General features: G+C 45.7%; 17 protein-coding genes. 7 read left to right on the top strand and 10 right to left on the bottom strand.

The window, feature by feature from the left end; translation table 11 throughout:
• Positions 1-68: 68 nt before the first annotated feature.
• A protein-coding gene (locus AB4323_RS02320) for an IS3 family transposase (protein ID WP_102319877.1) occupies positions 69-1306 on the top strand; the annotation gives its coding sequence in 2 pieces (ribosomal slippage) (positions 69-441 and positions 441-1306; 1239 coding nt in all).
• A gap of 66 nt (positions 1307-1372) precedes the next feature.
• On the opposite strand, the gene AB4323_RS02325 is transcribed toward AB4323_RS02320, so the two are convergent.
• The 8 genes from AB4323_RS02325 to ebgR all read right to left on the bottom strand — a co-directional run bounded on the left by AB4323_RS02325 (position 1373) and on the right by ebgR (position 15472).
• Positions 1373-2713: an MATE family efflux transporter gene (locus tag AB4323_RS02325; RefSeq protein ID WP_017060807.1), complete on the bottom strand. Its 1341-nt coding sequence runs from the start codon at positions 2711-2713 to the stop codon at positions 1373-1375.
• 392 nt (positions 2714-3105) lie between these two features.
• Complete coding sequence (gene ygjK / locus AB4323_RS02330; protein ID WP_372151522.1) at positions 3106-5499, bottom strand: alpha-glucosidase; 2394 nt, start codon at positions 5497-5499, stop codon at positions 3106-3108.
• 15 nt (positions 5500-5514) lie between these two features.
• Positions 5515-6579: a protein YgjJ gene (gene ygjJ / locus AB4323_RS02335; RefSeq protein ID WP_004734431.1), complete on the bottom strand. Its 1065-nt coding sequence runs from the start codon at positions 6577-6579 to the stop codon at positions 5515-5517.
• Positions 6580-7007: 428 nt separating this feature from the next.
• On the bottom strand, positions 7008-8441 hold the full coding sequence (locus AB4323_RS02340) for an amino acid permease (protein ID WP_372151524.1): 1434 nt from the start codon (positions 8439-8441) through the stop codon (positions 7008-7010).
• A gap of 570 nt (positions 8442-9011) precedes the next feature.
• Complete coding sequence (locus AB4323_RS02345) at positions 9012-10436, bottom strand: amino acid permease (RefSeq protein WP_372151526.1); 1425 nt, start codon at positions 10434-10436, stop codon at positions 9012-9014.
• A gap of 141 nt (positions 10437-10577) precedes the next feature.
• A complete protein-coding gene (locus AB4323_RS02350) occupies positions 10578-11030 on the bottom strand; it encodes a beta-galactosidase subunit beta (RefSeq protein ID WP_017066026.1) in 453 nt (150 codons plus the stop codon).
• A complete protein-coding gene (gene ebgA, locus AB4323_RS02355) occupies positions 11027-14164 on the bottom strand; it encodes a beta-galactosidase subunit alpha (RefSeq protein ID WP_372151528.1) in 3138 nt (1045 codons plus the stop codon). The genes AB4323_RS02350 and ebgA overlap by 4 nt, the downstream gene beginning before the upstream one ends.
• A gap of 324 nt (positions 14165-14488) precedes the next feature.
• On the bottom strand, positions 14489-15472 hold the full coding sequence (ebgR, locus tag AB4323_RS02360) for a transcriptional regulator EbgR (RefSeq protein ID WP_017069515.1): 984 nt from the start codon (positions 15470-15472) through the stop codon (positions 14489-14491).
• Positions 15473-15865: 393 nt separating this feature from the next.
• On the opposite strand from ebgR, the gene galE reads away from it, so the two are divergent.
• The 4 genes from galE (at position 15866) to galM (ending at position 20703) form a co-directional block, all read left to right on the top strand.
• A complete protein-coding gene (galE, locus tag AB4323_RS02365) occupies positions 15866-16876 on the top strand; it encodes a UDP-glucose 4-epimerase GalE (RefSeq protein WP_017070355.1) in 1011 nt (336 codons plus the stop codon).
• A 228-nt stretch (positions 16877-17104) separates the two neighbouring features.
• Positions 17105-18157: a UDP-glucose--hexose-1-phosphate uridylyltransferase gene (locus tag AB4323_RS02370; RefSeq protein WP_052878877.1), complete on the top strand. Its 1053-nt coding sequence runs from the start codon at positions 17105-17107 to the stop codon at positions 18155-18157.
• Positions 18158-18351: 194 nt separating this feature from the next.
• Positions 18352-19512 (top strand): galactokinase, encoded by a 1161-nt coding sequence (gene galK, locus AB4323_RS02375; RefSeq protein ID WP_017060799.1) that lies wholly within the window; start codon positions 18352-18354, stop codon positions 19510-19512.
• 111 nt (positions 19513-19623) lie between these two features.
• The gene (gene galM / locus AB4323_RS02380) at positions 19624-20703 is read left to right on the top strand and encodes a galactose-1-epimerase (protein ID WP_017063325.1); all 1080 of its coding nucleotides are present in this window, start codon (positions 19624-19626) and stop codon (positions 20701-20703) included.
• A gap of 219 nt (positions 20704-20922) precedes the next feature.
• Here galM and AB4323_RS02385 read toward each other — a convergent pair whose 3' ends face one another.
• Positions 20923-21921: a substrate-binding domain-containing protein gene (locus AB4323_RS02385; protein ID WP_017066816.1), complete on the bottom strand. Its 999-nt coding sequence runs from the start codon at positions 21919-21921 to the stop codon at positions 20923-20925.
• A gap of 197 nt (positions 21922-22118) precedes the next feature.
• On the opposite strand from AB4323_RS02385, the gene AB4323_RS02390 reads away from it, so the two are divergent.
• Positions 22119-22451, top strand: coding sequence for a tRNA-binding protein (locus AB4323_RS02390; RefSeq protein WP_017060796.1), 333 nt, complete (start codon positions 22119-22121; stop codon positions 22449-22451).
• Between the two features lie 46 nt (positions 22452-22497).
• On the opposite strand, the gene AB4323_RS02395 is transcribed toward AB4323_RS02390, so the two are convergent.
• Complete coding sequence (locus AB4323_RS02395; protein ID WP_017060795.1) at positions 22498-23052, bottom strand: gamma-glutamylcyclotransferase family protein; 555 nt, start codon at positions 23050-23052, stop codon at positions 22498-22500.
• Positions 23053-23340: 288 nt separating this feature from the next.
• Here AB4323_RS02395 and AB4323_RS02400 point away from each other — a divergent pair, with 288 nt between their 5' ends.
• Positions 23341-24525 (top strand): NnrS family protein, encoded by a 1185-nt coding sequence (locus AB4323_RS02400; protein WP_372151530.1) that lies wholly within the window; start codon positions 23341-23343, stop codon positions 24523-24525.
• Positions 24526-24559: the final 34 nt, after the last annotated feature.

The raw sequence follows: 24559 nt of genomic DNA on the forward strand, positions 1-24559 counted from the left end.
TCCGCGATGAACCTTTTTTCTTTTGGTCTGTCCCGTCCTGAAATGTGTTTACACATTGAGGACGAATTATGGCTACTTCAAATAATACCTACGTTAAGCGCACTCAGCGTGATTACACACTAGGCTTTAAATTACAGGTCGTCGCCGCTGTAGAAAGAGGCGATATGACATATAAACAAGCCCAAACCATTTATGGTATCCAAGGCCGTTCAACTGTTTTAACTTGGCTTCGAAAGCACGGTAAGATGAATTGGGCGCAAACTCCAAGGATGAATACCATGCACCAATCAACTAAGCCTAAAGAGTCACCAGCACAGAAAATAAAGCGTCTTGAGAAAGAGCTGGAAGACGAAAAAATCAAGAATCTCTTTTTAAATAGAGTGGTTGATATTCTTGATGCTGAACACGGAACTAGCCTCAGAAAAAAGTATCTCACCAAGGAGCAAGAAGCCTTCAAGAACAAGAAGGAATAAGTTTAGTTCGAGTATGTAAGCTATGCGGGATAACGAGACAAAGCGTTTATCAACGAGAAAAGCGAGCTGTTCATCGCCAGTTGGAACTTAAACCCATCAAACAAATGGTGTTGGATATTAGACGTTATATGCCTCGGGTTGGCACTAGAAAGCTCTACTTTTTACTTAAGCCAAAGTTGCAAGAACAAGGTATCAAGTTAGGTCGGGATGCTCTTTTCAACTACTTACGTGATGAACGGTTATTGGTAAGACCTAAACGTAGTTTTACGAAAACGACAAACAGTAAGCATTGGATGAAAAAACATCCGAACTTATTAAAGAACTACAAACCATGCACTCCAGAGGGTGTGTTAGTAAGTGATATTACCTATATCCAATCAGATGAAGGCATTCACTATCTCTCATTGGTAACTGATGCGTTTAGTCGGAAAATTATGGGCTACGAGCTGAGCAACGAAATGAAGGCGACGGATGTTGTGAAAGCGCTAGATATGGCTATTAAGGGGCGTCAATATCATCGTTCGTGTATCCATCACTCTGATCGTGGTCTCCAGTATTGCTCCGGTGTTTATCAAGATAAGTTGAAAAGTAGCGGCATAAGCCCCTCGATGACAGACGGTTATGACTGCTATCAAAATGCATTAGCAGAGAGAGTAAATGGAATACTGAAACAAGAGTTCTTACTTAATAAGTGTAAAAACCTCGGAGAGCTTAAACAACTAGTAAAAGAGTCTATAAGTACCTATAACAATATGAGGCCGCACCTTAGTCTCAGGATGAAAACTCCAAATGAGGTGCATGAAAAAAGCCAACAGCTGATGCTGTTGGCTTAGTAGAAATACTGTCAACGTATTTTAGGACGAGACAGTCGAGATAAATTTCGACGTATCAACAACAACCTAAAAAGAGAATCGAGTCCATTTCTTAGCTCGCCAGCGATAGGCCATGATGATTCCACGGAACCACTCGTCCATCGCGATTGCCATCCAAGCACCCAATACGCCATAACCCCAATGCACGCCAAGCAAATAGCTCATGGCAACCCCAATGCCCCACATGCTGAGAATGCCCATTTTGATCGGGAATTTAATGTCGCCAGCAGCCTTTAGACAAGAGATAAAGATAAGGTTAAATACTCGTCCAGCTTCAAGAATGATGGAACCTGCAATCAGTGCCGCCGTTAGCGCAATGATCTCTGGATCTTGCGTGAACAGATCGAGAATTTCGAAACGGAACACATACACCATGCAGGTGATCGCGGTTGACGCGATAAAGCCAACCACAAAGTAACGTTGCACGCGCTTGGTAATCTCGTCGATCCAACCCTTACCAATGTAATAGCCTGTTTGGATTTGGCTGCCTTGACCAATTGCCAGTGCAAACGCAAAAGAGAGGCGAGCGATGTTTTGTGCGTAAGTAAACGCAGCCAGTGAAGACGTACCCATCTGCACTACAAAGAAGGTAATGCTGATCTGAGCCATGTTATAAGAGAGCACTTCTCCAGCGTTCATCGAGCCGATCTTCATGATTTTTTGATAGATGGCTTTCGGCACAGATTTAAACTGCTTCACTGGTAGATAAATCCCTTTGCTTCTGACCACACCAATCAAGATCAACATTCCGATTACTTGGCTAATGACGGTCGCGGTCGCAACCCCTTGCACGCCGTATACAGGCAAACCAAAAGGTTGATATAAGGCACAGTAGTTACCGAATACGTTGATGACACCTGCAATCATATTGATCACCATCGGTGACTTTGAATAGCCATGACTGCGCAAAATAGTGGTGAGAACCACACCTATGGTTACATTGAAGGTGAGAGCACCACTGATGAACAGGTATTCTTGCGCGTACTGTTCGACTTGAGGTTCGAGTTGATAAAGCGGGATAAAATATTCAGCAACAAGAACGGCAATCACACTCAGTAGCACACCGGCAATAATGGCCAGAATGATACTTGCTACACCCACGTGAGCGCTCTCTTGAGTGCGGGAAGCACCATTGTATTGCGCGATTAGAATACCCGTACCACTGCTGACCATGGTCGAGACAATGATCAGGAAAAAGGATATCTGAGAAATAACACCAACGGCAGACACGGCTTTGTCCGAGTATCCCGATAACATGAATACATCACTGGTGTTGAGTGCGGTTCTTAAAAGAACTTCGATAAAAATTGGCCAGGTGAGCGCAACGATTCCCATACGTTTGTTTAGGGTGGAATCAGCATTAGGCATTTAGGTTTTCTCAAAAAAGGGGTAGGCGACACTATAGTTTAGCTATTATTTAGTAAACGACTATCAAATTAATGTCCGGAAGGCTAATAAGGATAAATAAAATTCGAATAAGTCTTCAGAATTCAATATTTCAGTGAGGGTGATGAAATTTTTGAATGGGATTTCATAGCAAGAGCACTCTTTGCTTTTTGTGAGTAAAAGCTTGCCTGTGTTAGCTGAGTACAACGAACAGAGTAAAAGGATCATGGCAGGCCAAATGGTCTAAGTGCTTGTTTTTCGCTTACGTTACTTCAGATATAAAAAAGGCACTCAGCGAGAAACTGAGTGCCAAAGTCTGAAATTTATGAGGTTAGATTTTCATTGAATTTCAGAAGACAGGTATAGGTTTTTACTTACTCTGCGTCAGTAAAGAAATCGTTGTATAACATGTATAGGTGGGCAGCACTCCAAGAGAAGTTTGGAGCACCTTGTTGTTCACCGTTTAGCGGGTTGTAGTTCTCACGGATAGGACCGTCTTGTACCAAGCCATCGGCGTGGTCGAAGAATGCGCCTGCCATTTCAATCGCATCGTCACGGTAGCCGTAGCTGTCCATACCTTTTAGGCCGAAGTAGAACTGGTCTACCCATACACGTCCACGCCAGTAAATATCTGGGCCAAATGCTGGGCTAGAAAGCGCTGCTGTGCCCAGTGGAACGTAGGTGTTGAACTCTGAGGTATCTTTCATCACAGAGACCACGGCATCAGCGTGAGCTTGTGTTGCTGCACCGTTGAACAGTGGTGACCAACCCTCAGGGCCTTTACCACGCTCGACAATCGGTTTGCCTGCGCAGCCATTGGCTAAAGGCTTGTCTTCAATACGAATGTCATAGAAGAAGTTAGTGCCTTCGTCGAACATACAGGTGTTGATGTAGTTCGATAGGTGCTCTGCTTTTTCACGGAACTCTTTCGCTTCTGCGTCTTTACCTAGAATGTCAGCCATTTCTGCTAGGTACTTGTTATCGCTGTACATGTAGCTTGCTTGGTCAACGGACTCTTGCAGCAATGAATAGCCAAGCAAAGTGCCGTCTTCAGCGCGGTTTTGAGCGAATTCAACATCCCAATCACTGCGCTTGCCACCATTAGCAACGTACGCGTCTAGCTGGTCTTTATCGATGAAACCGAAGGCTGCTGCATCATCACGACCTGATTCCCAAGACGCAGCGGTTTGAGCTGGGCTCTCGATGTAATCGTAGTTGCCTTCTGCTACCACTTTATCCAGTTCAGCTTGGCCTACGACTGTTTCGTGTTTATCGCCACGAACCACGGTGAAGTACATTTCACCTTCAGGTGTGTTGTGTGCTTTGTCGCGTGCTGCGCCGTATTCTGGAACACCGTTGCCGTTGTTATCACGGTTGCGTAGCCACCAGTCGTGGTAAGCCACTAGCTTTGGATACATCTCTTCTAGCCAAGCTTCATCGCTGGTGGTCTTGTAGACTTCCATCACGGCCCATGCAGCTAGGCTTGGTTTGGTATTACGTTCGTTCCAGTTACCGCCGTCGCCGCCACGTTCTGGGCTTAGGTTGTAAGCCAATAGATCTGGCACGTAACCTTCATCCCAAGGGCGAACAGGATCGTCAGCTTGAATTTGGTAGGCAAACATCGCGCGGATGTTATCTTTCGCTACATCTGGGTTGAAGTGAGCCATTGCGTAGGCTTGCTTCCATGTGTCCCAAGGCCAAGTTTGGTTGCCCGAGAACCAACGCGCCGTCACGGATGGTGTCACAGAGTCAAACTCCATCGCACCTGCAGCGCCACGCCAGTTACCGTTTAGGGTTTCCATCGCTTTAACCGCAACACGCTCTTGCTCTGGTGTCGCGTTCGGGTTGGTTAAACCCATCTCAAGATAGCCTTCCCAACGTTCTGCTGATGCGGCTAAGAAGTCGGTAGGGTTTGCCATGATCTTTTTGATTTCAGGCTGTTCCGCTTGCGCTTCTTCTGCCGTTAGAACATGCGAGTATGTGGTGTAGATAGTCGTCGATGCTTCAATGTTTGCCATTGAAGTAAACGCTAAACCATCAACCGTGGTTTTCGTTGGAATCGACTTGTGAACTTGGTATTCAGACTCACCAGAAGTCAGTAGATCCCATGTCGAACGAACCTTACCGAAGGTCACCTTTAGGCCATCGTCGGTTGCGACGATTTGACGGTCATACTCAGGGTAAGTTTCAGCGATTGTTTTGTCGGTTTGTGCCACGCCTTCTTTGGCGTGCGTCTTTTCTAGCAGTTCACCATCCCACACTAATTCAACCGGTGAGTCGGTAGTGATTTTTGTTTCTAGCAGAGAGGTACGGTTTGAAGCAAAACGCATCGTCATTTCTACGGTCACATCGTCAGATTTTAGCGTCTGAACCAATGCGCCCGGTAGGCTATAAGCTTCCATAGTGAAAGCCACTTTTTTGCCGTCTTTGAACACGCTTAGGCGGTCGAAGTTATCAGCCATGAAGTTGATATATTCTTCGGTAAGCAGTGCTGTACCTGGGAATCCGCCCATGCCTTCTGCACTGTCTGGCAGCAGATGACCGTGCCATGCACCTAGGTCGAAGAATGGGTTAAAGCGTTGGTGGTCATCGAAGTCGTAGTCACGCATGTATTCAGGTGAGCCAGTACGGTCGATAACGTTCTTAAATTCGTTGGCTTGCAGTTGCTCAGCATCAGAACTTGAGCCAGAGATGGAATTTGATGCACAACCAGTAACGACAAGGGCTGCACCGATAGCGAGAGCTGCGAATGATTTATTCAGTTTCATGATCAATTCCTGTTATTACCAGTAGAAGTATTGCATTGCGAACACCTGAGCGTCGCCGATTTCAGTGTCGCTGCCTACGCCAAAGCGGCTATCGAAAGCAGTCGCAAACGCGCCGTTGCCGTATTCATACCAAACGCCAGCATTGATGTAAGAGGTGATTTCTTTGTCGCCATTGTCACCGTCAAAGTTTGCGTAGTTGTAGGCTGCAGATAGGTAAACGCCTTGTGCCGCTTCGTACCATGCACTGGTTTGAATACCAGACTCGCTACCGAAAGACTCTTGGTTGCCTTTATCTGTATCGTGCCAAACACGAGTGGCGAAGTTTTTGTACTCAGCACCCAATAGCAATAGTTCACCACCATCGTTGTTACGAACTTCACCACCACCCATTAAGGTTAAGTCGTCGGTCAGATCGTATTGAAGGTAACCATTGACCATGGCGTTCTTATCTTTCCATTGGTCTGCGAAGCTGTCGTATTTACCGAAGTGAACAAGAGCATCGTCTTCCGAGAAGTCAGACTCTGGCGCGAAAGAAACGCTGTAGCGAAGCTTGCCTTCTAGGTTTTGAATCTTCACACCAAGGTGCACGTCTCGCGTGTTTGAGATCGCGTAGCCGTATTCAACCGTAGGGTCACCCCACCATTGAACGTCATCTAATGAAGAGTCCATACGACCAATCATGAATTCTGTTTTGTTATCTGTGCGGTAGCCAGCGTAAAAGCGGTTGAAACCACCTTCAAAACCGCCCCAGCCGTGGCCCGTTGCCCAAGCATTGCCTTCGTCATCGGCTTGTACTGTCCAGCCCTCCATATAAGCAAGACCAAACCAATTACCGTGCTCGATAGCCAAGCCAGCTTCAATGTAAGTACCGTCTGCGTAGCGGCCTTTATCATCACCTTCGAGTGCCACGTGACCACCAAGGCCAAGCTCACCATAAAAGTTAAATAGGGTTTCAGTTTCTGTCTGAGGAGGCTGAGTATCACTGTGGTTTGCTGCGGACTCTTCCGCGTGGGCAGTGGTACTTAAGGCAGCAAGAATACAGCTTGTAATAAGAGTGTTTTTAGTAAAACTACTTTTCATTTTAATCACTTCTGTGTCGGGGTTATAAATGAAGGTTCGCAAGCAGTTCTGACTTCTAATATGGGGTGCTCTTCAAGGCGTATTGGTCAGGTTACTTACGATCGCAAAACCAATATTAATGATAATTTTGATGTTTAAAATTAATTAAGTTTAAAAGTGTGATCTGTTTTTAGTAAATATTTACTTTGTTTTTATTTTGACTTTCAGTTGAATTTGCAGAGGTATGGCTAGGGTTGTAAGTATTCGGGAGGTGAATTGTTTGATGGGTGATTAGATTGTTGGTTCGAATGTTTTGATTCTTGAATGGCTTTGATTTAATCGAGATGGTTAGTGGAAATGTACCGACAAATAAAAAGGCACTCACCAAATGTGAGTGCCTGAAGTTTAAGTCAGAGTGCCCGAAGTTTAAATCAGAGTGTAGGGTAAAGCTAAGCGTTCGCCGGTTCAGGCTTTGCTTCTAGTTTTTTCTCTTCTGGAGATAAGCTTTTCTCGTATTGACCGTACTTCCACCATGCGTAGCCAAGGAAGATCACGATACCGCCCACGTTGTAGAAGATGATGGTCATGATGTCAGCACCTGTTGGGAAGGTTGACGCAAAGAAGCCAACAGTGAAAATGCCGATCAGAATCGAGACCACGGTAATGCCTGTCATACGTGAGCCCATTCTGAAATCACGAGGTAAGTGATCCAACTTCAAACGTAAATTAAGGTACGCGATCATGATGAATAGCGGTGGCAACATCGATGCTGCAGCTGTCATGTTGATAATGGTACTCATCAGATCTTGAACCGTATCGGACGCCAGTGTCGGAATGAACATCAGTGGAATCACAATCAAGAACTGAATCCAAGCCGCACGCTCTGGAACGCCTTGTTTGTTTAGAGCGACCGTTTTCTCACCGAAGATACCTTTAGGGATTTCAGAGAAGAAAATCTTAACCGGTGTTGCTGTCCACATCAGCAGAGAGCCCAGCATCGCCGTGAATGAAACCACACCAACGAAACGGTTCATCAAGATTTCAGACAGGCCAAAGTGTCTTGCTAGCCCTTCAAATACCTGAACTGAGCCGCCTATGAATTTAAGCTCTTCACGCGAAACAAACACGTTTGCTAACACAGATCCTACCGAGTAAAGCGCACCGATGAAGATACCGGCAATGATGATGACTTTAACGAAAGACTTGTGACCGCCTTTGATGTCGTTAACGTAAACCGCGACCGATTCTGCACCGCCTGCCGCCATGAAGATCCAAGTGATTACGCCAAGGAATGCCCAGTTGAAGCTTGGTGTCATGGCTTCAATGGTGATTGGGTCAGCTGGCTCGATACCGCCTACCAAAGCACCGCCAGATAGCAAGATGTAAGACATCGTTAGCAGCAGCATCAGTGATGATGTTAGTGAGGTGATAGGGCCCAGTAATTTCGCACCGTTATTCGAGATATGAGTCGCGACCGCAAACAAAATAGTACTTAGAATTGCGGTGGTCATTGGCGTGAATATGTACTCAAAACCTAAGAACGCATACGACGCGTAAGCGATGATTCTAGGGAGCAGAGAGGTGAAGAAGAACAGGTTAACAAACCAGTAGGTGTAAGCTGAAATAAACGCCCAGCGGCCGCCTAGAGAGCTTTTAACCCAAGAGTAAACACCCGCTTCAGAGTCTTTATTCAGTGACACAAACTCTGCAACGATCAAACAAAATGGCACAAAGTAAAAGATGGTTGCTAGAAAGAACATCGGAGCCGAGGAAAGGCCGATCTCGATGTTGTTATTAATGATGTTATTGAAGCTGTATACCGCCGCGAAGGTCATAGACAGTAGGGCAAATTTGCCTATCGTACTGCGTTTATTTTCGGACATGATGTTCTCCGGTGAATCATGTTGATGATCGTTATAACTTGGTCCTAGAGAGGGAAGCTCTAGGCCGCACTTTTATTGTTATGTTGGTTTGGCAAACACCCGCTTTGTTTTGTCAGGGTTGGCTCATTGTTGTTTTTATAGATTTACGATCGGACTTCTTTGGGCTTTTTTCTTTGGTGTTTCAGTAAAGTTATTACCAAAACAAAGAGTTAAAGATTAAGAAGTTCATTGAAGAGATTGCTTGTTTAATGAGCGACGATTTATAAGGCTTGTAGGGGCTTTTTGTCGCTTTCTTTATATGAATCAGTTTGTCTCTTCAGCAAGAAGATTAAAGATTAAGCGGCGGGAAGTTAATCGAAATTGATCAAATATGTGACCTTGAGTAAATAAATTTAGTTAATATTTTACCTTGGTTTTTATTTGAGTTTTATTACCTATTAATTGGTGTTTTTCGTGAACTGAAACCTTGACGGAACGCCGTTTTTATTTCTCGGGCTTTCTTTTAATTGTCTGATTTAAAACAAAAAAAGCGCCTTAGTAGGCGCTTTTATAGTTGGGGGATGCAGAGTGCTACGATTGCTTAGCCGTTTCTAGCTTTGCTTCTTTACCTGCTTGCTTCTTTTCAAAGCGAGAGATCCACCACCATGCAATACCAGAGAATACCGCTGTCATGAAGACGTTGATGAAGAAGGCTTGAACAAGGTCAACACCTGTCGGGAATGCCGATGCTGTCATGCTCACAATGAAGATACCAATCAGTACCGAAACCACTGCCATACCTTGAACTCGAGTACCCATGCGGAAATCACGCGGTGTGTCGTCGTGTTTCAAGCGGAATACAAAGTAGGCCACCATGATGAAGATAGGCGGAAGCATTGCGGTACCAGCGGTTAGGTTGATTGCTGTGTTCATCATGTCTTGTACTGATTCAGAGCCGAAGCCGTTAACCACAAGCATCACGAATACAAACGCGAACTGCCACCAAGCTGCACGTACTGGCACGCCGTGTTCGTTAAGCTCTGTTGTTTTCTCGCCGTAAACACCTTTAGGAATTTCAGAGAAGTGAATTTTTACTGGAGCTGCTGTCCACATCATCATCGAACCGAACATGGCAACGAATAGGATAATACCGACGAAGCGACCCGTTAGAGATTGTGAGATGTCGAAGTAGTTTGCCATACCTGTGAAGATTTCAACCATGCCGCCAGCGTAGGTCAGTTCATCACGAGCAACGAATACGTTTACTAGAAGAGAGCCAACTGCGTACATTGCGCCGATTGCGATACCTGCACCAATGATAACCTTGATGAAAGACTTGTGACCGCCCTTAACATCGTTTAGGTAAGCGGCTGCGGTTTCAGCACCACCGGCTGCTTGGAAGATCCAACACATGATACCTAGCGTTGCCCAGTTGATGGTCGGTGTCATTGCTTCAAGCGTGATTGGTTCTACTGGTTCATGGTTGCCGCCCAGTGCCATTAGTGCGCCGATAACGTAGATTACAAACAGAGCGAATACGCCGTAGGCCACGATCTCGGCAATCTTACCTAGCCAGTTCGCGCCTTTGGTTGAGATGTGTGTCGCTGCTGCAAACAGAGCAATCGAGATAGCCGATGTGACGACTGGCGAGAAGGCGTATTCATAGCCCAACATCGCGTAAGACGCATAAGCGATTACGTTTGGTAGCAGGGATACAAACCAGAAAAGGTTTACGAACCAGTATAGGAACGAACCTAGGTAGGCTGCTTTTGAGCCTAGCGGTTTTTTAAGCCAGTCGTACATGCCTGACTCAGAATTTTTATTTGCAGATACGAATTCAGCAATGATGAACACGAATGGAATAAAGTAAATAAGGGTAGCGAGCAAAAAGATAGGGGCTGAACTCAATCCCAATTCGATGTTGTTGTTTACGATGTTGCGAACGTTAAATACCGCTGCAAATGTCATGGAGAGTAGGGCAAATTTGCCTAACTTACCGCGTACAGATTCAGACATAGTGTCCTCCAGGGAATCACATAATTATAGTCGTTATTTCCCTATGCTTCTTTGTAGGGAAGAAGCACAGAGGTTTTGTTCAGTCTATTTGAGCCTTGAACGGCAAGGCTCAAACGCGCTGTGAGTTAATAGGGTTATTGCTTACTTATTAAGGAAGTAACCGTCTTCAATGGTCACTTTCAGCACCACCTTGCGAACTCGGTTATCACCGTGGAAACGGTAAGCCTGATTGTTGTCAAAGATCGCCACTTGGCCTTCAGCTAGCTCACGAGTTTCACCGTTCCCCATTAGGTGTTCGCGGTCGGTTTCATCGCTATAAGCTTGGATCTGCTCTAGCTCTGATTTCGCTGCGAATTCAACCGTTTCACGGCCTTCTAGGTAGTAGTGCACGTCGAAGTAACGACGATTACCGGTGAAGTTTTCTGTGTTACGAGCCACACCGTCTTCAATCATGTAAGCCAGTGAATCACCAATTGAATACATCACGCCATCTTTGATGTTTCCGATGTTTTCAATCGCTTCTACACAGCGTTGCCATTTACGACCATCGCGGTAGACGACTTTAAATTGTTCTAAGTTCTCTAAAACGATCATCGCTTATGCCTCTTCAGTTGTGGTTGAGCTTTTGGTGCATTCACCGTAAAAAACTCATCGCCAAAGTTGTGATTGATTAGGTGCTGCGCATCGCAATCGCCTGCTTGGAATGGAATCAGAGTTAAACCGTAGCGGAACTCGTCCATGTAAACGCGGTAAGAATCGAGCACTTCGCTGCCCCAAGAGTTAGAGCCTAAGCCCATCACTTGGTGATCTAGGTTTAACGTGATGTAACCGCTTTTCTCTAGCTCAATGGTGTGTTGTGCTTGGTGCAGGTTTTGGTTGGTGTAGAACCATGCGCTGAAGTTGATTTCTTGCTGTGGTTTTACTGCAATACCATTACCCGCGCGGCTTGAAAGCGCAGCCCAACGAACGTGTTGGCGGTTGCCGTTGTTCTGTGGGAACGGGTAGTTCTCGAACATGTCTGCAACGGTTGATTGGTACACATCAATCATGTTGGCTTGCTTGCTGTCTTGGTAGTTCTCTTCAGGGCCGCGTCCGTAATATTGGACTTGGTCGAAGTCGCCGTTGATGCCCATATCAAAACCAATCACAGGAATTACATGAGGGTACTCACCGTAACGTTCGCCGCTTAGCTCAACGTTCAATTGGCCTTCAGCATTAACTTGGTAGCGATATTCACAACGCATGCCGAAATCGAATACTGGTGGAGCAATGATGCTGGTGGTGGTGATCTCTACCTTGCCATTTACCTGTTCAACGTTAACGCATTCAAGGTCAATGCTACGGAAGTGCTCCTGCATAATTTGCAAGTGTGCAGGCTCCCAGTAACCATCGTGCTCTTGTTTATGGTTATCGATCATTGGCTTGAAGAAGTTGATTCGTGGTTCTGACTTAATCATCTCTTCGCCATTGACCAACCATGACGTCAGCTTGCCGTTCACTTTCGAGAAGTTCAGTGCGAAGTTGTGGCCTTTGATTAGGTAAGCTAAACGAGACTCTTCCACATTCAGTGCTGTCGCATTGTTGTTAGTGAAGGCTTCTAGCTGTGCTGTGTTCTCTTTCACTTGGAATTGATACACCGCGATGTCGTGGTTCGCTTCGCTGTAAGGCGTACGAGAATCCTTGCGCACGGTAAAGTTCACAAACACTTCGCGCTCATCAAGTTGTGGCAAGTTAAGTGTCAGTTCACGGCTCGAGTTTTCTGCCAGTTCTTCAATCTTGATGTGTTGCACAGCAATGGTTTCACCTTCAGCACGGATTTCCGCAGTGATGGTGTAGTCATCGATGTTTGAGAACCAAAGTTTGTTGTCTACTGTGAAGGTGCCGTCTTCAGCATTGAAGTCACGGATCTTCACTGGTGCGATAACCTGCTTGTACTCTTTTAAGCCTGGCCCCGGTGTTTGGTCTGGGTAGATCAAACCGTCCATGCAGAAGTTGTAGTTGTTCGGGTAGTCACCGTAGTCACCGCCGTACTTATAGAACTCAGTACCCGCTTCATCACGCGCTAGAATGCCGTGGTCACACCATTCCCAAACGTAGTGACCTTGAATTGCATCGTGCTTGTAGAACACGTTTTGGTATTCAGTTAAACCACCTGGGCCATTACCCATTGCGTGTGCGTATTCACAGATAATGCGTGGTTTTTCGTGTGGGAATTCACCGAAGGCATTCATCAGTTGAGCACGTGAGTACATGGTTGAAATGATGTCGACCACTTCAGCATCGCGGTCTTCTTCATAGTGAACCAAGCGGGTGTCATCAATCGCTTTTGCCGCATCGTACATAGAGCGGATATTGCAGCCGTAGCCTGATTCGTTACCTAAAGACCACATGATGATAGAAGGGTGGTTCTTTTGAGCGTGGATATGACGTTCGATACGTTCAACAAACACCGCTTCCCATGCTGCATCGTTAGTGATGCGGCTTAGGTCGCCAACGTTAGCAAAGCCGTGAGTTTCGACATCGGTTTCACCCATCACGAACAGACCGTAGATATCACACAGTTCGTAGAAACGTGGGTCGTTCGGGTAGTGCGCTGTACGTACTGAGTTGATGTTGTGTTGCTTCATCAACACTAAGTCTTTTTCTACGCGATCCATCCCAACAGCACGACCTTTTAGGTGGTCGTTGTCGTGGCGGTTCACACCATGCAGCATCACGTATTTGTTGTTGATGTAGAACAGACCATCACGAACTTTAATGTCGCGGAAACCAACGCGTTGTGGGATTACTTCTAACACTTTGCCGTCAGCGTCTTTCAGCGTCAGCAGCAGTTGGTAAAGGTATGGGTTTTCAGCGTTCCATTGGACAGGGTTAACCACATCAATAGAGAATTGAGTACTCGTATTGCCGCCAGTCTGTTGGTTAGGAACAGTTAAGTTATCTACTGAGCCTTGGGAGATAACTTGGCTGCCATCGAGCAATGCGTACTCAAGGGTTGCGTTTGCCGCTGCTGCTAGGTTTTCTAGTTCCACTTTGCATAACAGGGTCGCGCTTTGGTAAGCGTCGTCGAAGTCAGTGCGAACGGTAACGTCTTGAACGTGCAGTTGTTCTTTACCTACTAGGTAAACGTCACGGAAGATACCGCCCGTCCACCACATGTCTTGGTCTTCAATGTAGGTAGAGTCGGCCCACTGCATCACTCGAATAGAAAGTAGGTTGTTGCCTGCTTTTACCTGGCTAGAGATATCGAACTCAGCGGTTAGGCGGCTGCCTTTGCTGAAGCCCACGTACTCGCCGTTTACGTAAACTTCGAAGTAAGTTTCAACGCCATCAAATTTGATGATGGTTTGTTTCTCGTCCCAGCTTTCGCCAAGGAAGAAAGAGCGTTGGTATGCGCCGGTTGGGTTGTCTGATGGTACGAAAGGCACATCAATTGGGAATGGGAAACCTTCATCTGTGTATTGAAGATCGCCGTGGCCTTCCATTTGCCACATGTTTGGAACCGTGATGTTTCCCCAGTCGCTCATTTCCTGAGAATAGAACTCTTCAGGAACCAATAGCGGATTGGTGAAATAGCTGAAATTCCATTGGCCACTCAATAGTTGGAAGTGGCTGCTCAGTTCACGCTGAAACGTTTTTGCATTTTTTTCTGATGCGTACGAGAAGAAGTATGCACGCGGTGCCATACGGTTCTCATGTAAGTTCAGGAAGTTTTCCCAGTTGTTCACGTTGCCTCTCTCTCGGTCTGAATGCAGTTTGCTGACCGACGTTCTTATGCGTAATTGGGTCGTAGTGAATACGAGTATTTTTGGACTGAGCTAATTATTAGTAAAAGTTTTACTAAATGAAATTGGTGAAAACGTTTTACTTTAACTTCATCACGTTTTTTTTGGTCTTTTTACGGTGCTGTGTGATCCACTTAAAAGAATGCTATTGGCTGATTTACGCAGTAGGTTAAAGAGGGAGATATGTGTCGATTGATGTATGTGACGGGCACAAAAAAGGCCACCTTCAACAAAGGTAGCCTTTATTTATCTACTTGATATGTTTAATCATTTTGTTGTATCGCGCAGCTTAAGTTTGCTTGGTACATAGACGCGTAACGGGATGGTTCGGCCGTCGCGTACTTTTTCAATCAGCAGGTTAACGCCTTGAATTCCCATCAGTTCAGAGTGAATACGAACCGTTGATAAAGATGGGAAGGTAAATTTAGCTGTTGGGATGTCGTTTACACTGATCAGCGCAATATCTTCAGGGATGTTTAATCCGTGCTCATGAACTGCTCGTAAAACGCCAATTGCGATGGAATCTGACGCAATAAACATGGCTTTAGGGTAGTCGCCCGTCGCGAGCATCTGTTTTGCAAGCTTGTAACCTGATGAGCTAGAGAAGTCACCACGGTAGATGTCTTGCTCACTGACAACGTTCTTGAGGCCACCATATTCAGCAAAAGCGACTTCACGAATATCAGGGGTATTGACGTCGTCTTGGCCACCAATAAAGCCGATGCGCTCATAGCCTTGGTTGATAAAGAAGTTGGTGATCTCTTTGCTGATCAAAGCCAGGTCGATATCGACAGAGTCATAAGGTTCTGAGTGATCGGTAAAATCGACATAACAGATATTATCGCTCAGCTTTTTAGCTTGCTCGATAACCTCTGGTGTCATTCTACCCACCAACAAAACACCTGTGATTGGTGCTGAATTGATCTGTATTTTACTTTCATAACAGTTGGTTAGCTTAACTTCCATCTTTTCACATTGGGTTTCAATCCCGTGGCGAATCGATAGATAGTAAGGGTCGTTAACTTCCGCTTCTTGCTTGTAGTTATACAGTGCTAGGAAGTGATGGTTTTGTTTTTTACTGCTAACGGTTTTTCGTGAGCTGCTGGTTTTGTATTCCAACTTCTCTGCAATTTCAAAGATACGCCTTTTGGTCTCTTCCTTGACGCTTAATGTTGGATCTTCATTGAGAACCCTTGAAACTGTAGCCAATGATACATTCGCTTCAGTCGCGATATCTTTTAACGTTGCCATACTCACTTCCTGTTATTGGAACATTGCGCTGCTTTGAAATTGGTATTTAGTAAAAAAGCAATGCACCTCTTTATTCTACAGACCTATTGTAATCAAACTGGACGTCATTGCATTAACTTTTAGTAAAATAAATGCTCAACTCATCTGTGATGTCTCAAATCTAACTATCTATAATTATCTTATTAAAATTCAATAAATTAGAGGTTAACAGCTATACATTCCCTCTATGTCATGAGCAGTACCAATGATGAAAGTTAGTGTAAACGTTTACACTTCGTGGTTTTGATCACAGAATTATAGTCAAAATGGCTGCTACTATTTCTGACATACGGTGCTACTGAGCTGAATGTCAGTTCGAGTTAGCCCACGAATGACGACAAAGAGAGGTTGATTGTGAAAGTACTGGTTACGGGCGGCATGGGTTACATCGGAAGTCATACATGCATTCAAATGATACAGGCAGGTATGGAGCCGATCATTGTTGATAACCTTTGCAACAGCAAAGAGCTAGTGCTGGAACGAATCGAGTCGTTAACTGGCAAGCGCCCAACGTTTTATCTTGGCGACATTCGTGACCAATCTTTTCTAGATAGCGTGTTTTCAGAAAACGATATCCAAGCGGTGATTCACTTTGCTGGCCTGAAAGCGGTAGGGGAGTCGGTGGCTAAGCCTTTGGAGTACTACGATAACAACGTTAATGGTTCACTAGTGTTAGCTCGCAGCATGAAGAAAGCGGGCGTGAAAAGCATCGTATTTAGTTCTTCGGCTACCGTTTACGGTGATCCAGAAGTAGTGCCGATTACTGAAACTTCACCAACTGGCGCGACAACTAACCCTTATGGTCGCAGCAAATATATGGTGGAAGAGTGCTTGAGCGATCTGTTCAACGCGGAGAACGACTGGAGCGTCACTTTACTGCGTTACTTCAATCCAGTTGGCGCACATCCATCGGGCACTATGGGTGAAGACCCACAAGGTATTCCAAATAATTTAATGCCGTTTATTGCTCAAGTAGCCGTCGGTCGCCGTGAAAAACTGGCTGTTTTTGGAAACGATTACCCAACAGTCGATGGCACAGGCGTTCGTGACTATATTCATGTAATGGATTTGGCTGATGGCCACGTAGCAGCACTAAAAGTGGTTGGCGAGAAAGCGGGCTTACACATTTACAACCTAGGTACGGGCAAAGGCTCAAGTGTACTCGAGATGGTTGAAGCCTTCGCACAAGCATCGGGCAAACCGGTTCCTTATGAACTTTGCCCACGCCGCGCAGGTGACATTGCCGAATGTTGGGCAAGTACTGAAAAAGCAGAGCGCGAGCTTGGCTGGAAGGCGACGCGTAGCGTGATGGAGATGACGGCGGATACATGGAATTGGCAGTCGAATAACCCACAAGGTTACTAAAGAACTTTTAAGCTATTGAAAAAATAGAGATTCCAGATATATCGTGCCTTTATTCTGGAATGACGGATGAGCATAAGGCTATGAAGTGGTGGCCTTTGCACAAATAGCACAACGAGATTACACGTCATTCCCTACAGCGAGGCACGAGCGTGATAGGGAATCTCCTTGTAGAAGAATTATTCATCTTGGTGAATTGACCAAGACACAAAATTTGAGAGCAATCTAAACATGTCAAAAGTTGAATTTAACCCAGTAGACCACCCGCATCGTCGTTATAACCCATTAACGGGTCAGTGGATCTTAGTATCACCGCACCGAGCAAAACGTCCTTGGAGTGGCCAAGATGAAAAACCATCGACTGCGCAGCTTCCTGCGTATGAGAAAGAGTGTTTCTTGTGCCCAACCAATACGCGTATCTCGGGCGACGAAAACCCAGATTACGACGGCACTTACGTGTTCAGTAACGATTTCGCGGCCTTGATGCCTGATTCGCCTGACGCTCCAGAGTCTGATAACCCTCTATTCAAGACTCAAGGTGTTCGCGGGTTGAGCCGCGTGATCTGTTTTTCTCCGGACCACAGCAAAACGCTGCCGGAGCTTCCGGTAAACAAGATCCGTGGTGTTATCGATACCTGGAATGAACAGATTGAAGAACTAGGTAAAGACTACCTGTGGGTTCAAGCGTTTGAAAACAAAGGTGAGACCATGGGCTGTTCTCAGCCTCACCCACACGGTCAAATTTGGGCGAACAGCTTTCTGCCCAACGAGATTGAACGCAAAGAGAAATTGTTAAAAGAGTACTTCGAACAACAAGGTTCGAATCTTTTAGTGGATTACGTTGAAGCTGAAATGAAAGACGGCTCTCGCACTGTGGTTGAAACTGAACATTGGATTGCTGTGGTTCCTTATTGGGCGGCGTGGCCATTTGAAACCATGTTGCTACCAAAAACACACATTCGCCGTATGAGCGAACTGACTGACGAGCAGCGTGATGATTTAGCGCTTGCGATTAAGAAGCTGACCAGTCGTTACGACAACTTGTTCCAGTGTTCATTCCCTTACTCAATGGGCTGGCACTATGCACCGTTCTTCGAAGAAGGCACCGACATCGATCACTGGCAACTGCATGCGTTGTTCTACCCGCCACTGTTACGCAGTGCTTCGGTTCGTAAGTTCATGGTCGGCTACGAAATGCTGGCTGAGTCTCAGCGTGATTTAACCGCAGAACAAGCGGCACAGCGTCTGCGCGACTTGAGTGACGTGCATTACAAAGAGCAGTAATACGTTACTTCGTAGATAACAAGCAAGATTCCTGATATCTCGTCCCTCGATTCTGGAATGACGGCAGGTGAAAGGCTGATGTTGTCATTCCCTACCGTGAGAGACGAATGAGATAGGGAATCTAAAAGAATTAAAGTGGTGCCGTGAAGGGGCCATAACCAATTGAACAAAGAGTTTAACCAGAGAGTTTACTTATGTCTGACCTAATCCAAAACGTGAAAGCATCTTTTGAGCAAGTCCTTGGTTACCAAGCGACTCATATTATCCAAGCACCAGGTCGTGTGAACCTGATCGGCGAGCACACTGACTACAACGATGGTTTTGTTCTACCGTGTGCCATTAACTACCAAACGGTAGTCGCCGCGGCTAAGCGTGACGACAACATTGTTCGCGTAGTATCAGTGGACTACGGTAATGCAGTCGATGAGTTCGATTTAACTCAAGAGATCACATTCCAACAAGACAAGATGTGGGCTAACTACATTCGTGGTGTGGTGAAGTGCTTAAAAGGTCGCGGCTTTGAATTTACAGGTGCAGACATCTCTGTAACGGGCAACGTGCCTCAAGGTGCAGGTTTAAGTTCTTCTGCGGCGCTGGAAGTGGTGATTGGTCAAACATTCAAGGTGCTTTATAACCTAGAGATCAGCCAAGCTGAAGTGGCGCTAAATGGTCAGCAGGCCGAAAACGAATTTGTGGGCTGTAACTGCGGCATCATGGACCAAATGATCTCTGCAGAAGGTCGCGCAAACCACGCGATGCTTTTGGATTGTCGTAGCCTAGAGACTCAAGCGGTTTCAATGCCAGAAGATATGGCTGTGGTTATCATTAACTCAAACAAGAAACGCGGCTTAGTCGACAGCGAATACAACACACGTCGTGAACAGTGTGAAGAAGCGGCGCGCATCTTTGGTGTTCCGGCACTTCGTGATGTGACCATTGAGCAATTCAAAGCGAAAGAGTCTGAATTGGATGAAATGGTCGCGAAACGTGCTCGTCACGTGATTACTGAAAATGACCGTACTGTTGAAGCGGCTCAAGCTCTACGCACTCATGATATGAAGCGTATGGGCGAGTTGATGGCTGAATCGCATGCATCAATGCGTGATGATTTTGAAATCACGGTGAAAGAGATTGATGCGCTGGTTGATATGGTCAAAGAAGTGATCGGTGAACAAGGTGGCGTGCGTATGACTGGCGGTGGTTTCGGTGGTTGTATTGTGGCATTGGTTCCACCTGCATTGGTTGATGAAATCAAAACAACCGTTGAACAGAAATATCAAGCGGCGACGGGGCTAAAAGAATCTATTTATGTGTGCCAAGCGAAAGACGGAGCAGGCTTAGTTGAAGTAATCTAACGGCTTCGAGACTTAATATAGAGCTTACCAAGTAAAAAGATCATGGTAGGCCAAATGCTAAAGCCTTTACTTCAGGTAGAGGCTTTTTACTGGCACTAGAAGGAATTTAGAATGACACAAGAGCAAAACCTGCATCAATCCATGGCGCAGACTCCAGCCTATGATGGCCAACCCGCTCAGTTAGTGACGCTATCAAATACGCATGGCATTCAAGTGACATTCATGGATATTGGTGCAACATGGTTGAGCTGTATCCTGCCAGTAAAGGGAAACAAAAGAGAAGTGTTGTTGGGTGTTAACTCAATGGAGAACTTCGATAAACAAGCCAGCTATATGGGCACAACCGTTGGCCGTTATGCTAACCGCATTGCTAATGGTCGTTTCAAAATTGATGGTCAGAATTACAAGCTGGAAACCAACCAAGCGGGCAATACCTTACATGGTGGCCCGAACGGATTTGATAAACGCCGTTGGAATATTGCCGAGCAAACCGAAACGTCAGTGGTGTTCAGTCTAGAGTCTGCTGATGGCGACCAAGGATTCCCGGGGAATTTGAATGTGTCGGTACGTTATGACATCACCGAAGACAATCGAGTGTCCATTAATTACTCTGCAACCACAGACAAGCCGACTGTAGTCAACCTAACGAATCATGCGTACTTCAATCTACTTGGCGCTGAAGCTGGACACGATTGTTTGTCACACATTGTCAGTATCAATGCTAATCAGTTCTTACCGACCAATTCGGTGGGTATTCCGTTAGGTAACCTTAAATCAGTGAAATCGACCAGCTTTGACTTCAATCAGCCTATGATGATCTCAGAGCGTTTGTTGGGCGATGAACAGCAGAAAGCAGCAAAGGGTTACGACCACTCTTTCTTATTGGCTGATGGCTGCAAACGCACTCAATGCGCCGCGACCGTAACCTCACCAGATGCGCTCGTCACACTAAAAGTATTTTCAACCAAACCTGCAATGCAGCTATACACCGGAAACTGGCTTGGTGGCACACCAAACCGAAGTGGTGGCAGCTATGAAGACTACGCTGGTTTGGCGCTAGAAACCCAGTTCTTACCTGACTCTCCTAACCACCCAGAGTGGAAGCAGGACAGTTGTATTCTCAAGCCTGAACAAGAATATAACTACAGTACCTGTTACCAGTTTGAATTTTCGGGGGATTCTTCAAACTAGTACGCTCTAGCTCAAAGCGGTTACGTCAATATCTTTTGTTTGTGAATAGGACGATGTGAATTATCGCGTTGTTCTTGGGGGATGAGCAAAAGTGGCGCTCAACAAGAGTGCGGTTTATTAAGCGCAATTGTTGAGTATCTGAGTAAGGTAGGAAAGCCCTAACAGAAGCGATTCTGTTAGGGCTTTTTTTTGTTTATTGCTTGATGAGTCGACCAGAACCTAGACTTTCTCTACCGAATTACGGCGTACCAGAGTTGGAGAGAACATCATTGGTTCAGTTGAGGTGTTTTCACCTTTGGCTAAGTGCAACGCGAGTCGTGTCGCTTTCTCTGCCATCATCTGAATCGGGTAGCGAATAGTGGTGAGCTTTGGATGAACATAGCGGGCAATCAAACCATCATCGAAACCGATGATCGACATTTTGTCTGGCGCTTGAATACCGTTTTCATCAAGGACAGACAAAGCACCAGCTGCCATGTAATCGTTGTACGCCACAATGCCAGTGATTGGCAGTGACTTAGTCAGAAGGTTAGTCATGGCGTATTCGCCACCGTCACTGGTCGGCGCTGAGTATTCAATATAGCTGTCAGAGAGCGCTATTTTGTAATCTGAGAGTGCCGCTAAGTAACCTTGGATACGCTCATCGGCATCTTCAATGCTATGCGATGAGGCGATACAGGCAATGTTCTTATGGCCATGGCGGATCAGATATTCCGTCGCAAGATACGCACCTTTTTTGTTGTCTAAGAAAATACAGTGGTTGGCAATCTCAGCAATATAACGGTTGATCAGTACTAAGCCTTTGACCTCTTTTGCATAGGCAATCAGTTCTTCGTCGGTGAGGCCTTTAGAGTGGATCACCAGGGCGTCACAACGGCTGTTAATCAGCAATTCAATCGCTTGTCTCTCTTCTTCACGATCGTGCGAGCCATTACCGACAAGGATATGTTTTCCGTTCTCACGAGCGACATTGTCGACAGCCTTAACCAGCGTGCCAAAAAAGGGATCGGAGATGTCACCGACCAATACACCAACAGTGTTCGTGCTTTGGCTTACCAGCGCTCGAGCATTGGCATTCGGTCGATAGCCAAGTTTAGACATCGCTTTAGTTACAGACTCTACCGAGCTTGCACTCGCCTTGGGAGACTTGTTGATCACTCGAGATACGGTTGCAACAGAAACACCAGCTTCCTTTGCTACATCTTTAATTGTTGCCATTTTTAACCTCTATACATTGCTTCATCTATTTAACACCGACAATGATAGTAAGGCAACGAAACTCTCATTTTACTTCCAGTAATGAGATCTTTACCGCTTGTAATTATTAGGCTTAATGCTAGTGTAAACATTTACATTTTACTTAATTTTAGTAAATGATTTAATGAGTGAAAATAAACCAATATAGGAAGTGAGAAATGGATACTGTCTCTTATGGTGACTTTGCTAAGTTAGAAATGCGTGTGGGTAAGATCATTGAGGTTGTGCGTCATGAAAACGCCGACAAGCTTTACATAGTGCAAGTGGATGTTGGTGACAAGACACTGCAAACGGTGACCAGCCTAGTCCCTTACTACACAGAAGAAGAGTTGATGGGTAAGCAGGTTGTTGTTTTGTGCAATCTAGCGAAGGCGAAGATGAGAGGCCACACTTCTGAGTGCATGTTGCTTTGTGCAGAAACGGAAGATGAATCTGAAAGTGTATTGCTAACACCTGAACGTGCGATGCCAGCAGGTATTCGTGTCGTTTAAGCTCACTTTAGGTTGGTGAGTCAATGTGTTCACCAACCTAAATCAACTAGCTGCGTACAGTTAGTATCAAGCCATCAATCACACTGTGATGGTGATCGGAAACCCCAGCAAGGTTGCCGTATTTAGGCTGGTGGCGATCATTTTCTAATGGGTGATGCCAACCTTGTGTGTGTTTAACGAAGTGCGCCGCAAAGCTTTCAGACACCTCTAAACATCCTGCTAATACAGTATCGACGTAGGTTTGAACGATAGGGCTGTTTTCGCAAGGTGCTTCAATCTCGTCTTTGATGTAAACCCAGATCGGTTGATCCTGTTTGAATTCATCTTGGCTTTCTATCTGAGAGGCCTTTAATTCGATACGGTGATAACCACGCTCACGGCGATCAAACTCAGCCAGTGCAATATCATCCACCTCAAGCAACACACCATTCACTTGTCCTTCGCCGAGATTGACGATCAAAGGGGATAAGACATAGCTGTCATCGATCTTGCTCCAATGGCGAATCAAGCCATGAACAATCGCAGGGATCGCTTGCCCTGTCTGACCGGTAAGCTGACGTGAAGATGAGTTGATTAAACTGCCATAACCAAAAATATACATCGCATTCCTTGTCTGAGCTGTTCCATTTAAGTCTAGTCTTACTATATGTGGCGAGATACCAAAAGTCAGTAAGTTTCTATTTATACATGTATATGTCTTTATGACTCTTTTGGTTGTGTTTTTTTGACTTATTTATTGGCTATTGAATCTCGTGAGTCGCTGTTTTTACTGGTTTTATCTAATTGGCGCGTTTCATGCAATGTGATCTGCATATTGCATCGGATTTGATGCACACAAAATTTGGTTTAGGTAATACCTTGGCCGCTTATCTGAGAATTAGGAGCGAGTTTGTTAAATATCACAGATAAAAGTGTAGAAGACGCGATTCCAGCCTACCTGCGTTTAGGCTTTCGACCTTTCTTCTTTTTAGGCAGTCTCTATGCAGTGATCGCGATTGTCGCTTGGGTCATCATGTTCCAAAACGGTCAGCCTGAGATTTTAAAAGTTCCCGCACTGTGGTGGCACGTGCATGAGATGCTGTTTGGTTTCTCAATGGCGATAGTGGTCGGTTTTGTGTTAACGGCAGTACAAACGTGGACGGGTGTCAATGGCACCAAGCATTATCGATTAGCTGCGCTAGTCGGTTTGTGGCTCGCACCTCGTATTCTGTTTTGGACCCCCGCGCCGTTATGGCTGATTTCGTCGGTTGAGGCGCTGTTCTTAATCTTCGCCGCCTACGAAATTGGTTTCCGAGTCGTGAAGTCGAAAGGCTGGAAGAATCTATTCTTTGTGCCACTGTTTATATTGGCTATCGTGGCGAACTTTGCTAGTTACGCGACCATTAAGGGGATGCCTCCATTCCCATCGTCTGCAGTTTGGCAGGCTATGTTGTGGTGGTTTACCTTGCTGTTATCAGTGATGGGTGGGCGAGTGCTCCCATTCTTTACAGCGCGTCGTTTTGATTTCGAAAAAGCGCAGCCCTTGGTTTGGTTGGAATGGTTAGCCAATCTACCTTTGGTTGGCTTATTTGTGTTGAGCTTCTTCCCATTGACCTTTGCTCAAGTCGGCAATGAGTTGATGGTATTTGCAGGTGTGACACAGTTGGTGCGCTTTATCCGCTGGAAGCCTTGGACAACACTATCAGAACCCTTGTTGTGGTCGCTGCATGCGGCTTACCTATGTATCCCTCTCAGCTTGCTGTTACGCGGTTTGCTAGATAACCCGTTCGCGAGCCATAACATGCTGCACCTGTTTGCGATTGGCGGTTTGAGTGGGTTAATTCTGGCGATGATCACGCGCGTGACAATGGGACATACTGGCCGTGCTATCTATAAAGGGCCAAGTATGGCTTTGGCGTTCTCGGCTATATTTATCGCGGCACTCGTTCGTAGTTTAGGTGTGACATTCTTCCCGGCGTATTTATTTGAGATGGTCAATATCAGCGCGGGTTTATGGACGTTAGCGTTCGGTCTATTTATCTGGAAATTTGGGATGATGCTGTTAACGCCAAGAGTGGATGGTCACCCGGGCTAAGCCAATTAGTTATCTATTGATATAGATAGGGAAG

This window comes from Vibrio sp. 10N.261.52.C11 (genome assembly GCF_041471405.1).
Classification (GTDB): domain Bacteria; phylum Pseudomonadota; class Gammaproteobacteria; order Enterobacterales; family Vibrionaceae; genus Vibrio; species Vibrio crassostreae_C.